17 protein-coding genes are annotated in these 13728 nt (G+C 69.0%); 8 read left to right on the top strand and 9 right to left on the bottom strand.

Features of this window, described 5'->3' with window-relative positions; genetic code table 11:
• Positions 1-454 precede the first annotated feature (454 nt).
• Both ACWGID_RS28785 and ACWGID_RS28790 read left to right on the top strand, forming a co-directional pair.
• Entirely contained in the window at positions 455-1096 is a 642-nt protein-coding gene (locus tag ACWGID_RS28785; protein WP_452201733.1) for an HAD family hydrolase, read from the top strand.
• The gene (locus ACWGID_RS28790; protein WP_452201734.1) at positions 1081-1761 is read left to right on the top strand and encodes an HAD family hydrolase; all 681 of its coding nucleotides are present in this window, start codon (positions 1081-1083) and stop codon (positions 1759-1761) included. Before ACWGID_RS28785 ends, ACWGID_RS28790 begins: the two co-directional genes overlap by 16 nt.
• On the opposite strand, the gene ACWGID_RS28795 is transcribed toward ACWGID_RS28790, so the two are convergent.
• From ACWGID_RS28795 to ACWGID_RS28810, 4 genes are all read right to left on the bottom strand, one after another.
• Positions 1751-2299: an isochorismatase family protein gene (locus ACWGID_RS28795; RefSeq protein ID WP_452201736.1), complete on the bottom strand. Its 549-nt coding sequence runs from the start codon at positions 2297-2299 to the stop codon at positions 1751-1753. The genes ACWGID_RS28790 and ACWGID_RS28795 overlap by 11 nt on opposite strands.
• Positions 2300-2379: 80 nt before the next feature.
• Positions 2380-2679, bottom strand: coding sequence for a DUF1905 domain-containing protein (locus ACWGID_RS28800; protein ID WP_452201738.1), 300 nt, complete (start codon positions 2677-2679; stop codon positions 2380-2382).
• Positions 2667-3353, bottom strand: a complete 687-nt coding sequence (locus tag ACWGID_RS28805) for an alpha/beta fold hydrolase (RefSeq protein WP_452201740.1) — start codon at positions 3351-3353, stop codon at positions 2667-2669. The genes ACWGID_RS28800 and ACWGID_RS28805 overlap by 13 nt, the downstream gene beginning before the upstream one ends.
• Positions 3350-4297 carry a helix-turn-helix transcriptional regulator gene (locus ACWGID_RS28810; protein WP_452201742.1) on the bottom strand — a complete coding sequence of 316 codons (948 nt, stop codon included), beginning with the start codon at positions 4295-4297 and terminating at the stop codon, positions 3350-3352. The genes ACWGID_RS28805 and ACWGID_RS28810 overlap by 4 nt, the downstream gene beginning before the upstream one ends.
• A gap of 93 nt (positions 4298-4390) precedes the next feature.
• On the opposite strand from ACWGID_RS28810, the gene ACWGID_RS28815 reads away from it, so the two are divergent.
• Positions 4391-5329 carry a helix-turn-helix transcriptional regulator gene (locus ACWGID_RS28815; RefSeq protein ID WP_452201744.1) on the top strand — a complete coding sequence of 313 codons (939 nt, stop codon included), beginning with the start codon at positions 4391-4393 and terminating at the stop codon, positions 5327-5329.
• Positions 5330-5393: 64 nt separating this feature from the next.
• A complete protein-coding gene (locus tag ACWGID_RS28820) occupies positions 5394-6377 on the top strand; it encodes an LppU/SCO3897 family protein (protein ID WP_452201746.1) in 984 nt (327 codons plus the stop codon).
• A gap of 34 nt (positions 6378-6411) precedes the next feature.
• On the opposite strand, the gene ACWGID_RS28825 is transcribed toward ACWGID_RS28820, so the two are convergent.
• Both ACWGID_RS28825 and ACWGID_RS28830 read right to left on the bottom strand, forming a co-directional pair.
• Positions 6412-6837, bottom strand: coding sequence for a nucleoside deaminase (locus tag ACWGID_RS28825; RefSeq protein WP_452201747.1), 426 nt, complete (start codon positions 6835-6837; stop codon positions 6412-6414).
• Positions 6834-7682, bottom strand: coding sequence for an LLM class flavin-dependent oxidoreductase (locus ACWGID_RS28830; protein WP_452201749.1), 849 nt, complete (start codon positions 7680-7682; stop codon positions 6834-6836). Before ACWGID_RS28830 ends, ACWGID_RS28825 begins: the two co-directional genes overlap by 4 nt.
• 93 nt (positions 7683-7775) lie before the next feature.
• On the opposite strand from ACWGID_RS28830, the gene ACWGID_RS28835 reads away from it, so the two are divergent.
• Genes ACWGID_RS28835 through ACWGID_RS28845 form a run of 3 tightly spaced genes read left to right on the top strand, consistent with a single transcriptional unit; the run spans position 7776 to position 9870 of the window.
• On the top strand, positions 7776-8237 hold the full coding sequence (locus ACWGID_RS28835; RefSeq protein ID WP_452201751.1) for an Lrp/AsnC family transcriptional regulator: 462 nt from the start codon (positions 7776-7778) through the stop codon (positions 8235-8237).
• Positions 8238-8254: 17 nt separating this feature from the next.
• Positions 8255-9097: a hypothetical protein gene (locus ACWGID_RS28840; protein WP_452201753.1), complete on the top strand. Its 843-nt coding sequence runs from the start codon at positions 8255-8257 to the stop codon at positions 9095-9097.
• Complete coding sequence (locus ACWGID_RS28845) at positions 9094-9870, top strand: SDR family oxidoreductase (protein WP_452201755.1); 777 nt, start codon at positions 9094-9096, stop codon at positions 9868-9870. The genes ACWGID_RS28840 and ACWGID_RS28845 overlap by 4 nt, the downstream gene beginning before the upstream one ends.
• A gap of 4 nt (positions 9871-9874) precedes the next feature.
• On the opposite strand, the gene ACWGID_RS28850 is transcribed toward ACWGID_RS28845, so the two are convergent.
• Both ACWGID_RS28850 and ACWGID_RS28855 read right to left on the bottom strand, forming a co-directional pair.
• Complete coding sequence (locus ACWGID_RS28850) at positions 9875-10285, bottom strand: OsmC family protein (protein ID WP_452201757.1); 411 nt, start codon at positions 10283-10285, stop codon at positions 9875-9877.
• A gap of 72 nt (positions 10286-10357) precedes the next feature.
• Positions 10358-11008 carry an NAD(P)H-binding protein gene (locus ACWGID_RS28855; protein ID WP_452201759.1) on the bottom strand — a complete coding sequence of 217 codons (651 nt, stop codon included), beginning with the start codon at positions 11006-11008 and terminating at the stop codon, positions 10358-10360.
• 43 nt (positions 11009-11051) lie between these two features.
• On the opposite strand from ACWGID_RS28855, the gene ACWGID_RS28860 reads away from it, so the two are divergent.
• A complete protein-coding gene (locus tag ACWGID_RS28860) occupies positions 11052-11837 on the top strand; it encodes an alpha/beta fold hydrolase (protein ID WP_452201761.1) in 786 nt (261 codons plus the stop codon).
• Here the strand turns inward: ACWGID_RS28860 and ACWGID_RS28865 are convergent.
• Positions 11802-13697, bottom strand: coding sequence for a propionyl-CoA synthetase (locus ACWGID_RS28865; RefSeq protein WP_452201763.1), 1896 nt, complete (start codon positions 13695-13697; stop codon positions 11802-11804). The genes ACWGID_RS28860 and ACWGID_RS28865 overlap by 36 nt on opposite strands.
• Positions 13698-13728 lie beyond the last annotated feature (31 nt).

The following is a 13728-nucleotide window of genomic DNA, read 5'->3' on the forward strand; positions in this document are numbered from 1 at the left end:
TCTAGGTAGTGCGTGCTAAACACCCCCCGGCGCCGGGGGGGTACCCGCCCAGCTTGTTGTTTGGGTGTGCACCTTGCACATCTTTTGTTTTGACAACGGTCCTCAGCTGATGCGTCAGGTCAGCGGATCCACGCGGTCGCGTCGCTCGGGAGGCGGCCGATATGAGTGTGCCGTCGCCGACGAGGCCGCGGCGCAGGCGGAGGCCGGTGCGGTAGAGCGTGGGCATCAAGTACTGGTCGTCGTGTTGGGACTCGACGGTGAGGTTCTTCCAGTCGCGCGGTTGCGGGGGCCACGGCAACCGGCCTGTGTGCACCGGTTGCCGCGGCCGGCGGTCGGGGGTAGCACGTCGTCGGGCAGCAACCGCGGCAGCCGTTACACGTCCGGCGGGGTTGTCGTTCCACACCAGTTCGACGAGCCCGCCGGGCGAGGCTTCTGGGCGCCTAGGATCGCGGGGGTGCGGACTGTTGCGTTCTTTGATGTGGATGGGACGTTGGTGCCGGGGACCTCGTCGGCGATTCACCTGGCTGGGTATCTCGGCAGCCGGCAGGTAGTCGCCGAGGCCGAGGCGGCGAGGGAGGCGGGTCTGGTCTCGGCGCGGTACGTCGAGGAGCTCGACGCGCGCGGGTGGGCCGGGGCGACTGAGACGCAGATCCGCGAGTGGCTCGAGGACCTTCCGCTCGTGGACGGGATCGCGGAGGTCGTCGAGTGGTGTGCCGAGCATGACGTCGTACCGGCGCTCGCGACGCTGGCGTGGCGGCCGGTCGGTGCGTTCCTGTGCGACCGCTTCGGGTTCGTGGAGGCGTCGGGGCCGACGCTCGAAGTCCGCGACGGTGTTTACACCGGGATCTCGCTGACTGGCAGCGACGAGTACCGCAAGCGCGATTTCGCCCGGGAGTTCGCAGGGGCGCGCGGGCTGCCGTTGTCTCACTGCGCCGCAGTGGGTGACAGTCGCTCGGATCTTCCGCTGTTCGCCGAGGTCGGCCTGGCGGTCGGGGTCAACGCCACCGAGAAGGCCCGCGCCCAGGCCCACGTCAACCATACCGGCCCCGACCTCCGAGCGATCCTCCTGACCCTCGAAACGTGGCTGGCGTGCTGAACACCATCCTGTTCGACCTCGACGGGACACTCGTCGACCAGCAGTCAGCAGCAGCCGCCGCGGTCGTCGAGTGGGCCGCGGAGTACGCCGTCGTCGGACCAACTGTCGCCGCGGACTGGGCTGTGGTGTCCGACAAGCACTACCGGCGATATCAGCGCCGCGAGCTCACCTTCCCCGAGCAGCGCCGACTCCGGGTACGGGAGTTCCTCGGTGTGGACGTGAGCGATGCAGACGCCGACAAGATGTTCGCCGGTTACGTACGCCGCTACGAGGCAGGCTGGACGGTCTTCGCGGACGCGGTGCCGGGGTTGCGGGCCGCGCGTGCGGCCGGGTTGGGCGTGGTCGTGCTCACGAACGGGGACGGAGATCACCAGCGGTTCAAGCTCGACCGCTTGGGGTTGGCGGGCGAGATCGACGATGTGATCACCGGCGACACGCTCCCGATGGGCAAGCCGGATCCACGAGCGTTCCGGCATGCGCTTCAGCGGCTCGGCCTCGAGGCGGACGAGGTCGTGATGGTCGGGGACTCGCTGGAGAACGACGTTCGGGGTGCGTTGGCGGTCGGGATCGAGGCCGTGCTCGTGGACCGCAGCGGGGTGCACGACGGGGTCGACGTACTGCGGGTCCGGGCTTTGACTCAGGTGTTGGACGTGGTCAGAAGGTGACCTCGTCGGTGGTCTGGACGCTGGCGGTGCGGCCGGGGGCGCGGTGGTTCTCCCAGTAGAGGTTGGTGTGCGCGATGACCTTGTCGGGCGTCGGAGCGCCCCACTCGCTGAGGTCTTCGGTGGTGTGGGCGTCACCGACCAGCGTGACGTCGTACCCGCGGACCAGGGCGCCGTGGATGGTGGAGCGGATGCACTCGTCGGTCTGCGCGCCGCTCACGATCAGGTGGCCGATGCCGCCGGTCGCAAGGACGTCTTCGAGATCGGTGTCTTCGAAGGAGTCGGGGTATGTCTTGTGCACGAGCGTCTCTGACTCGTCTCTCGAGAGCTCCGGGACGAACTGCCACTCGGCGCTGTCCTTCACAAGGTTCTCTGACGAGTGCTGGACCCAGACCACGGGCACTCCCCCGGCGCGCGCCTTGCCGACCAGGGTGCCGATGTTCGCGACGACCTTGTCGCGCTCGTGGGCCTCCGCGACGACACCGGTTTGGACGTCGACCACCAACAGGGCCGCGTTCGGTCGATCGGACAGCGTGGACATCTCAGCTCCTTCGGTCCCCCAACAGGTACCCGGAACGCTAGACCCGCCCGCCGACAGTTTCCGTCAGACCAGCTCTCGGTTCACGCGCGCAACCGCAGACGAACGGTCGGTACATCACCGTCGTCGAGCTCCTCGGCCCGCCGTACGGCGGCCTTCACCGGCAGGAGGTATCGGCCGTCCTTCGGGAACATCGAGGTCTCCCACACACTCCCGCCGATCTCGGCCGTCACCGGGATCATCCCCCACCCGTACGTGACGAAGCTCGACTCGGCCTCGAAGTACGCACACTCCTCCTCGGGCACCGTGATGAAGTACCACGGCGCCGGCCCCCGCCAGTACCAGATCTCCCCCGCAAACTCGACGTCGCTCAGTCCAGCCACTCGCCCAACACCCCCATGAAGTCGTCCATACGCCCGTACCAAACACAGTGCCCAGCACCCGCGACCGAGCGCACACAGAATCCCATCTCTGCCAACTCCCGAGCACGCCCGTCCGAGACGTACCGACTCGGGTCGGCCCGGATCACCAGCGACGGAATCGTCGGCGCCACCGCGTCCTCGCCGACGTATGAGCGTTCCAGCGCGACCGCCGTGTCGATGTCGAACCGCGCCGCAGCGTCCGCTTCGACCCGGCAGTCCTCCGCCGACCAATCGGGGCGTGTTGCACGGAGCTGCGCTTCGGTCCTGGTGCCGCGAGCCGCCTCGTAGTGCTGACGGAGTTCGGCAGGTGGCGCGCCGCCGGCCGTGAGGGGTACGTCGACGTACACGGCTCGTTTCGGGCGCAACTGCGGGAGCGCGTTCCAGAGGACGATCGCGCCGAGCGAGTGACCGATGGCGAGGTCCACGTCAGTGGTTCCGAGGACGCTGTTGACGAAGTCGTCCATCGTGGCGTTCGGGAGCGCCGGCGCCTCGCCGTGGCCCGGGAGGTCGACGGCGAGCACGCGATAACCGCGCGCTGCGAGCTCGGGGCCGAGCTGGTGGTACTGCGTGGCGGCGCCGAGCATCCCGTGGACGAGCAGGGCGACGCGATCGCCGCTACCCCACGTGAGAGTCACGTCAGGTTGCTGGCGGCGAGGAGGCGTTCGGCCAGGGCTCGGGAGGCTTGTTGGAGTTCGGGGCTGGCGAGGATTCGGTAGGTGGCGTGGATGGCGGTGAGTTGGGCGGCGTACCAGTCGGGTTCGTCGGTGCTGGCGATCAGGCGGGTGTGGGTGTCGTCGATCGCTTCGAGCCGGCCCATGCTGCGGGCGATCCAGCAGGCCACGTCGGTGTGGGGTGCGTCGATCTCGACCTCGATCGGGTACTTCCAGCCCATCGCGAGGTGCTCCTCGACAGCCGCCAGCGGCTCGAGGTCCGCGGGTGGGGTGAACTCGGTCTCCTGCGGTTCGACCTTCGTGACCCTGTCGACGCGGAGCACCCGTTGCGAGTCCTTCGTGTGCGACCAACACAGCAAGTACCAGCGACCGCGCCGTACGACGACCGCCCACGGGTCGACGTCCATCGGAAACTCGTGTTGGTGCCGGCGGTAGTGGATCGTGACGCGCCGGTAGGCGGTGCTGTACGAGACAAGCGACGCGGTGATCTCCGGATCGGGTGTCCGCGCGCCCGGATCGGGACCACGCGCGCTGACCCGCCGGATCGCGTTCGTGGACCGTGCGATCGGCTCCGGCAGCACTCGGATGATCTTCCCGAGCGCGTTCTCTACCGGATCAGCCGCGCCACGCGGTCCCTCGAGGACAGCCATCACCAGCCCGAGCGCCTCCGTCGTGCTGAACATCAGCGGTGGCAACCGCAACCCGCGCCCGACCCGGTAGCCGCCGTACGGTCCGCGGACGGACTCGATCGGGATGTCGGCCTCGCGCAGGATCGCGACGTACCGGCGGGCGGCGCGTTCGGAGACGCCGAGTTTGTCGCCCAGTTTGTCCGCGGTGATCCCGGGATTGTTCTGGATCAACTCCAGGACCATCAGGGTCCGCGCGGTCGGGCTCACGTCGTACGCCATGGTTCACCATTCCGGAAGGGTCCCGTCCGGAACCGAGGGTAGCGCAGAAATAAGTGCGCACGCCGTGAGCGCTTTGTCTGGAACGATCGAGGTATGCGGGCTGATCGACTGGTAGCGGTGCTGTTGCTGATGCAGGCCCGCGGGCGGGTGACCGCGGCCGAGGTCGCGGCGGAGCTGGAGATCTCGGTCGCCACCGCGCGCCGCGATCTCGAGGCGTTGTCCACAGCCGGCATCCCGGTCTATCCACAGCCCGGCCGCAACGGTGGCTGGCAACTCATCGGCGGCGCACGCACCGATCTCACAGGCCTGACAGCGACGGAGGCTCAGGCGCTGTTCCTGCTCGTCGGTCCCGCCGCGGCCATCGCGCCCGAGGCGAAAGCCGCGCTGCGCAAGCTCGTCCGCGCGCTGCCTGGCACGTTCCGCGAGGACGCCGAGGCCGCGGCCGAAGCGGTGGTGATCGATCCGGCCCGCTGGGGCGAGCACGTGAAGGAACGGCCCGAGCTGGTACGTCGCCTGCAGGACGCCGTCGTACGCCGGGAACGGGTCCGATTGGTCTACTCGGGCCGCGGACGCGGTACGTCGGAACGCGTCGTCGATCCGCTCGGGCTCGTGGACAAGGACGACGTCTGGTACCTGATCGCCTGGACCACGAGCGGGCGGCGCACGTTCCGGGTCGACCGGGTCGTCGAGGCCGAAAAGACCGGTGATTCCTTCGAGCGACCGGACGGCTTCGATCTGTCATCGGCGTGGGCCGAGATCGTCGAGGAGATGGAGGAGCGGCGATCGGGGCTGACGGCAACAGTGCTGATGGAGCAACGATTCGTCTGGGTGATGCAGGACCGGCTCGGCCGCAACTGCGAGGTCGTCGCGACCGAGGGCGACCGGGTCCGGCTCGAGGTGACCGCGCCGACGCCGCTGATGATCGCGCAGCACCTGGCCGGGTGGGGTGGGTCGATCGAGGTGGTCGATCCGCCGTCGGTACAGGCGGAGCTGGCGCGTCTTGGCCGGGAATTGACAGACCGCTACGGCTGAATGGACCACCGGGGTGAGTAAGGTGCGATGGTTCAGCGTCCCGACCAAGCCTCAGGAAATATCCGTGACCACATCCCCTCCCCAGCCGCCGCAGAACCCGTACAACGGTCAGCCGGCCGGCTACGGTCCGCCCAACGAGCAGCAGTTCCCGCAGTACTCGCAGCAGCCCGGCCAGCAACAGGACCAGCAGTACGGCGGTCAGCCGTACCAGCAGCCCTACGGTGAGCAGCACCCCGGCCAGCAGTACGACCAGCAGTACGGTCAGCAGCCGGGTCAGCAGTCCTACCAGCAGGGTCCCGGTCCGCAGGACCAGTACCAGCAGGCTCCGCAGTACGCGGGTCAGCAGGCCCAGGGCCAGTACCAGCACGGGGCGACGTTCCCGGGCCAGCAGGATCATGGCCAGCAGGGTCAGCCGCACGGTCAGCAGGCGTTCGCGCCGCAGGGCCAGATGGTCTGCCGGTTCTGTGGTGGCTACCCGGCCGTCGAGGCGACCGTCCGCGGCCACCAGGGTCTGATCATCATCATGCGGTTCCTGAAGCTGCAGGGCCCGTTCTGCCGCACCTGTGGGATGGCGTCGGTCCGGGACATGACGTCGAAGAGCCTGTGGCAGGGCTGGTGGGGTATCGGGTCGTCGATCATCAACCCGATCACGATGCTGATGAACATCGGCCCGATGCAGAAGTTCAAGCGCCTCCCCGAGCCGCAGCAAGGTCCGGGCCGGCCGATGGATCCGGGCAAGCCGCTGTTCAAGCGCCCGGCGATCCTGATGCTGCTGCTGCCGTTCGCGTTCATCGCGCTGCTCATCATCGGGAACCTGAACTCGACCGAGGCCAAGGCGCAGATCGGCGCGTGTGTCGTGAACAACGGCACCTCGTCGGACCCGGACGTGAAGGTCGTCGACTGCACGTCGTCGGACGCCGAGTACAAGATCGTCGACAAGATCGACGACTCCACCGACGACAGCCAGTGCGGTGACGACGCGGAAGCGTCGTACGTGTACCAGCAGGGCTCCACGAAGTACACGCTCTGCCTGACGCCGGTTCGCTGACGAGCGCGGGGTCCCTTCGCAGGGACCCCGCTCATCAGTTGTAGTACCCGTCCACCGGCACCCGAGCCTCGTCGTACAGGGCCGGTCCTTCCAGCGGTACGGCGGCGAAGTGACCGCCGGTCTTGAGGCCGTCGAGCTGCTCGCCGGACAGGGCGAAGACGATTTTGCCGAGCCCCGACCTCGCCAGCGCGCCCGTGCACATCTCGCACGGCTGGCAGCTCGTGTACATGGTCGTGGCGGCCGCGACCTCGGGCGACAGTTGCTGAGCGGCCCACACGGCGAGCTTCAGCTCCGGGTGGAAGCTGATGTTGCCTTCGGTCACCGTCGTGTTGTGGTCCTCGATCAACACTGTCCCGTCCGGCCCCACCAGCAGTGAGCCGAACGGCGGGTTGCCGCCGGCGCGAGCCTCGGCAGCCAGCGCGATCGCGCGGCGGAGGAATCCTTCAGCCTCAGGTGTCACGTCGTCTCCAGTCCTCGATGCGCGGCGATCGTCGCCAGCGCCTGCCAAGCCACCTCGGGTCGTTCGGTCTCACTGGGGTCGCCCACGAACGGATCGAGTACGACGCTCCGCGCCCCGAGCTTCCGCAGTACGTCGAGATCCCCGATCACCTGGTCGACCGACCCCTCGCCCGCTGCGCGATCCTGTTCGGGCAGCGGTTCGTCGGTCAGCCGGAGCAGGATCCGTGGCGCGAACCCCGGTACCGGCCGGTCCTGCTCGGTCGCGAGCGTCCGCAACCGGTCGAGCCCGTCGCTCATCTGGGTGACAGTCTGCCGCAGCGGGTGCCACGCATCGCCGTACCGGACCGTCCGGCGCAGTGCCGCCGCGCTGCTTCCGCCGACCCAGATCGGGATCGTCACGTCGCCGTAGTCCGCGGTGTCTGCCCAGGCGGACCGCAGGGCGGCGAGTACCTCGTCCGTCTGCCGCCCGCGCCGCGCGTGATCCTGACCGAGCGCCTCGAACTCCTGCCGCGCCCAGCCGGCACCGACGCCGAGGACCAGCCGGCCGCCGCTGAGCTGATCGAGGTTCGCCGCCATCCGTGCCACCAGCAACGGATGCCGGTACGGCGCGATCAGCACCGTGGTTCCGAGCCGGACCCGCTCGGTGATGCCGGCCAGCCAGCTGAGCGTCGTGAACGGCTCGTAGAACGGCGCCGGGTACTGCTCCGCGACGTCCGGTGTGATCACCACATGGTCCGACACCATCAGCAGGTCGTACCCGAGTCCCTCCACGACGCGCGCCCAGTCCCGCAGCCGCGCCGGGTTCGTCCCCGGGCCGAAGTTCGGCACGTTCACCCCAAGTTCCATGGCTTCAGGCTATCCAGGCGAACACCGGCCGTTGAAGAGATTCCTCCCGGCGTACGCCGCCTTGCGCCGGGGAATCACCGGTAGATTGGCAATATGACCGAGACTCTCGATGCGACCGACTGGGCCATCCTGAGCGAGCTCCAGGACGACGCCCGGCTGTCGCTCACGCAGCTCGGCAAGCGGGTCAACCTGAGCGCATCGGCCACCACCGAGCGGGTGCGGCGCCTGGAGTCGATCGGGGTGATCACCGGGTACCGCGCCGAGATCGACCTGACCAAGGTCGGCTACCCGGTGCTGGCTGTCGTCCGGCTGAAGTACCCGGGCAACAAGCACGAGCCGCTGCACCGGCTGCTCGCCGAACGGCGCGAGATCCTCGAGTGCCTGCGGACGACCGGCGACGACTGCTACACGCTGAAGGTCGCCGCCGCGTCGATGCCGCACCTGGAGGAGCTCGTCAACGAACTCACCGACTTCGGCAGTACGACGACCAACCTCGTCTACTCGCAGACGCAGCGGTACCGCGGTCCGCAAAAGCCGGTGACCGATCAGGCCTGAGATGAGAGCGTTGCCCGATGCTGACCGTCCTGGGCATCGACGTCTCCCCTGACCTGCTCGAGAACTGGGTGCATTGGCTGGCACCGGACGAGCAGCCGTTCTTCGTCACGAAGAAGCAGGCTGCCGCCTGGAAGCTGCCGACCGACGACGAGCGCGAGCCGACGCGCGAGGACCGCGACACCTACTGGATCTACGCGATCGACGGCTCAGCCGCGCGGACCGTCTGGCTGAACGAGACCGACTTCATGGGCCTGCCGAAGGCGACGCGGGCAGGGCTGGTCAGGGCGCAGGTGAACCATGGGCGCGGATCGGTGCCGACGGTGCGACGGTGGTCCGGTGTTGTGGGCCCGGAGGTTCGGCAGCAGGCAGACGGGCATCGGTTCGTGTGGTGGAAGTCGTTGCTGCGGCAGCCGGAGCTGATCCTTCCGCAGATCGTGAGCGTCGACATGGGGCCGAGTCGGCACGCGGAGGTGGTCGAATGGCCGGCCGGGTTTCCGCGGGTGCGAGAGCTGGCGGGCACGTTCGCGGACGGGAGTGGGCCGAACTGTTTCGGGACGGTGATGGCCGGGTGTGGCGTCGAGGGGGCCGAGTCGGTGTGGATGGTGCGGGAGCCGTTCGAGGCGTGGCTCGCTGAGCACACTGAGCGCGGCGGGCGGGACGACGTACCGGGGACTGTCTTTGTGTGGCGGAACCTGGAGGGTCTGGTGGAGCATGCGGCGTTGACGATCGGGGCCGGGTGGATGTTTCACAAGCCGTCGCAGTCGTGGATGTCGCCGCGGAAGGTACGGACGGTGGCGGAGGTGAAGCGCGCCACGCGCACCGCGGGGTGGCGGCTGGAACGCCATAGGGTTCTCGGGTGAGGCTACTGGTTACTGGAGCGGCCGGACTGCTCGGACGTGAACTGCTGCGGCAGGGCGGACACGACATCGTTCCGACGTACCACTCGGAGGTTGTCGCGGGTGGGGTGCAGTTGGACATCCGGCGGCGGGACGCGGTGCGCGAGGTGCTGCGCTCGGAACGTCCGGACGGGATCATCCACGCTGCTTATCGGCAGGACGACTGGGCGACGACGGCGATGGGCGCGGTGAACGTCGCGCTCGAGGCGGGCGGTGCGCGACTCGTGTTCGTGTCGACGGACGTGGTGTTCGGTCCGCGGGCGACGCCGTACGCCGAGAAGGAGTTGCCGTGCCCGATTACGCCGTACGGGGCCGCGAAGGCAGCCGCCGAGACGGCGATCCGTGCGCTGCGCCCCGGCGCGGTGATCGCGCGGACCTCGCTCATCATCGGGTCGGACGGTGCGTCGGAGGAGGAGCAGCGGGTACGTCGCTTGGCGCGCGGCGAGCCGGGAGCGTTCTACACCGGGAACATCCGCTGCCCGATCCACGTCACGGACCTGTCTTCCGCGCTGCTCGAACTTCTCACGAGCGACGTCAATGGTCCCGTCCACGTGGCGGGTCCAGAGGCGCTCAGTCGCCACGAGTTGGGCCGGCTGATCGCGACCCGCGACGGCCTGGACCCAGACTCGCTTCCGTCTACACCGGGCACCGCATCGGATATCCGCCTGGACACCCGAGAAACCCAAGCCCTCCTCACCACCCGCCTCCGCCCAGCGAGCGAGTTCCTGCACCCCTAAGGGGTCAGTCGTCGTTGACGGTGGTGGTGACTGGGGTGCCTAGCTCGACCGTCCGGCTGACCGTGCAGAGGCGGTCGTGGGACATCTTCACCGCGCGCGGTAGCGCCTCGCGGGCCTTGTCGCCGTCCTCACCCTCCGGGAAGCGCACGGTGAACTCGACCGCGAGGTTCTCCATCCGGTTGCCTTCCTCGGCGTCCCGGACCTTGTCGCCACGCACCACGGCGCTGAACTCGGACGGCTCGGCGCGGCGACTGACGACGATGTCGACGTCGATCGCCGAGCAGGTGCCGATCGCGGCCAGCAGCAGTTCGACCGGGGTGAAGTCGGTGTCCGCGCCGCCGGAACCGATCCGGATGCTGCCGCCACGGGCGTTCCGTACCTCGTAGCTGCTGTTGGCCAGGCGCTCGAAGGTCACTTGGCGGAGGGTGTCAGCCATGATTCGCTATCCGTCACATTCTGTTGCTTGTGGCAACTTAAGGGGGATGTCTCAGAGGTTGTTGAGAGCTTCGGTCACCGGAGTGTCACCGGCGACGAGTTCGAGGGTCCGGCCGATCGCGGCCGGGGTGTCGCAGAGGCCGGCCAGCACCAGGGCGACGTCGTCGCGGGTGATCCGCCCGTTGCCGGTCTTGTCGGCGAGGTACACCGTGCCGGTCCCGGGGTCGTCGGTGAGGCTGCCGGGCCGCAGGACGGTCCAGTCCAGGTCGCGGGCCCGCAGGTCCTCCTCGGCGGCCCACTTGGCCTTCAGGTAGATCGTGAACGTCTCGTCGTCGGTGAGCGAGTCGGCCCGGTCCGCCCCCATCGAGCCGACCTGGATGTGCCGCCGTACGCCGGTCTGCTCGGCGGCCTCGGCGAACAGCGCGGCCGCGCCACGGTCGACCGTGTCCTTCCGCGCCTTCCCGCTGCCCGGGCCGGCACCGGCCGCGAAGATCGCGACGTCCGCACCGGCGAGAACCGCGGCCACCGCGTCGGCGTCCACCTGCTCCAGGTCCAGAACGGCGGCCTGCCCGCCGGCGGCCGCGACGTCGGCCTCGTGGTCCGGGTTGCGCACCAGCCCGACCACCTCGTGCCCGTCGGCGCTCAGCAGCTTGGTCAGCCGCAACGCGATCTGTCCGTGTCCACCAGCAATCACGACTCGCATACCTGCACCATAACTCCGCGCCCAATCAGGCAGACTGCTCCCCGTGCCACATGCGACAGCGGCGGACGGGACCAGGATCGCCTACCAAGTTCGGGGCGAAGGGCAACCACTCCTGCTGCTCGCCGGTCAGTCGAACAACCACACCTGGTGGGACCCGATTCGTCCGGACTTCACCACGGCGTACCGAACGATCACGCTCGACTGGCGAGGTACCGGGGACAGCGGCAGACCGGACGAGGTCTACACCACCGCCGGCTTCGCGGACGACGTCGTCGCGGTCCTCGACGAACTCGGGCTGGACCGCGCGCACGTCTACGGCACGTCGATGGGCGGGCGGGTCGCGCAGTGGCTGGCGATCAACCATCCGGAGCGGCTTGGTGCGCTGATCCTTGGCTGCACCTCACCGGGCGCGGCGCACGGGTACGAACGCAGCCAGGAGATCCGCAGAGCGCTCGCGGACCCGGCCAAGACCGACCGGGTTCTCCTCGAGCTCATGTACACACCCGCCTGGCTCGCCCAGAACCTCGGCCCGTACTACGTCCTCGGTGACGCGAGCATGCCGGCGTACGCGAAGGGTCGGCATCTGGTCGCGAGCAATCGACACGACGCGTGGGACGGGCTGCCGAGCATCACCGCGCCGACACTCGTCCTGCACGGTGGTGACGACATCTTCAGCCCGGTCGCGAACGCCCAGTTGCTCGCCGAGCGCATCCCGGGCGCCCGCGCCGAAGTGATCGCGGGCGCCCGGCACGCCTACTTCCACGAGTTCCGCTCGCTGGCGAGCCCCGCGGCGCTAGCCTTCCTGAGCGCCGCGCAGGACCGGGCGTAGGGCGTCCAGTACGGCGGAGTCCTCGATCGTCGACGGAACGGGTTCGTCTCGGCCGTCGGCGATCCCGCGCATCGTCCGGCGCAGGATCTTCCCCGAGCGTGTCTTCGGCAACGCATCCACCACCGACACGTCCCGGAAGGCCGCGACCGGCCCGATGTCCCGCCGTACAGCGGCCACCAGTTCCTCCCGGAGCGTCTCCTCGGACACCGTCGCACCGGCCTTCAGTACGACGAACGCGCGCGGCAGCTGCCCCTTCAACGAGTCGTGAACGCCGATCACCGCACACTCTGCGACCGCCGGGTTCGACGCGACGACGGCCTCGATCGAACCGGTCGACAACCGGTGCCCGGCCACGTTGATCACGTCGTCGGTGCGGCCCATCACGAAGATGTAGCCGTCGTCGTCGATGAACCCGCCGTCCCCGGTCAGGTAGTAGCCGTCGTACTCCTTCAGGTAGCTGTCGATGTAGCGCTGGTCGTCGGCCCACAACGTCGGCAGCGCGCCGGGCGGCAGCGGCAGCTTGATCGCGATCGCGCCCTCCTCGTGCGGCTGCAGCTCCTTGCCGTGCACGTCCAGGATCTGCACGTTCCACCCCGGCATCGGCACGGTCGCAGAGCCCGGCTTGGTCGGCAGCGGCTCCAGCCCGCGTGGATTCGCCGCGATCGGCCAGCCGGTCTCGGTCTGCCACCAGTGGTCCACCACCGGTACGCCGAGATGCTCGTGCGCCCAGTGGTACGTCTCCGGGTCGAGCCGCTCCCCCGCCAGGAACAGCGTCCGGAAGCTGTCCATCGGGTACTTCGCCAGCTCGCCGGCCTCCGGATCGACCTTCTTGATCGCCCGGAACGCCGTCGGCGCGGTGAACAACGCCTTCACGCCGTGCTGGGAGATCACCCGCCAGAACGCTCCGGCGTCCGGCGTACCGACTGGCTTGCCCTCGTAGAGCACGGTCGTCGCGCCGACCAGGAGCGGCGCGTAGACGATGTACGAGTGGCCGACGACCCAGCCGACGTCCGAGGCTGTCCACCACACGTCGCCCGGGCCGATGTCGTACACGTTGCGCATGGTCCACGCGAGCGCGACCGCGTGGCCGCCGTTGTCGCGGACGACGCCCTTCGGCTTCCCCGTCGTACCCGAGGTGTAGAGGATGTAGAGCGGATCGGTCGCGGCAACCTGCACCGGCTCGACCGGCGCGGCGTCCGCCACCAAGGCGGTCCAGTCGAGGTCGCGCTCGCCGAGCTGCGCCGTGGCCTGCTCGCGTTGCAGGACGATCGTGTGCTCGGGCTGATGCCGCGCGATCGTCAGCGCCTCGTCGATGATCGGCTTGTACTCGACGATCCGCGCCGGCTCGATCCCGCAGGACGCGGCGACGATCACCTTCGGCTCCGCGTCGTCGATCCGGGCCGCGAGCTCGCGCGGCGCGAAGCCGCCGAACACCACCGAGTGGATCGCGCCGAGCCGGGCGCAGGCAAGCATCGCGACGACCGCTTCCGGGATCATCGGCAGGTAGACGATCACCCGATCGCCCTTGCCGACGCCGAGCGACGCGAGCGCGCCGGCGAAGGTCGCCACCTCGTCCCGGAGCTGCGTGTAGGTGTAGCTCCGGCCCGTCCCGGTGACCGGTGAGTCGTAGATCAGCGCGGTCCGGTCGCCGTCGCCCGCCTCGACGTGCCGGTCAAGAGCGTTGTACGACGTGTTCAGCACGCCGTCCGGGAACCAGTGGAAGATCGGGGCGTCGGTCGCGTCCAGCGCCTGCGCCGGCGGTCGGCTCCAGGAGATCCCCTCGGCCGCCTCCAGCCAGAACCCGTGCGGGTCGTCCAGGCTCCGCCGGTAGCTGTCGTCGTACGCACCCGTTCCAGCCATCACATGGCCTCCCGTCCGTCGGCTTGCTCCC

This window comes from Kribbella sp. NPDC054772 (genome assembly GCF_053611945.1).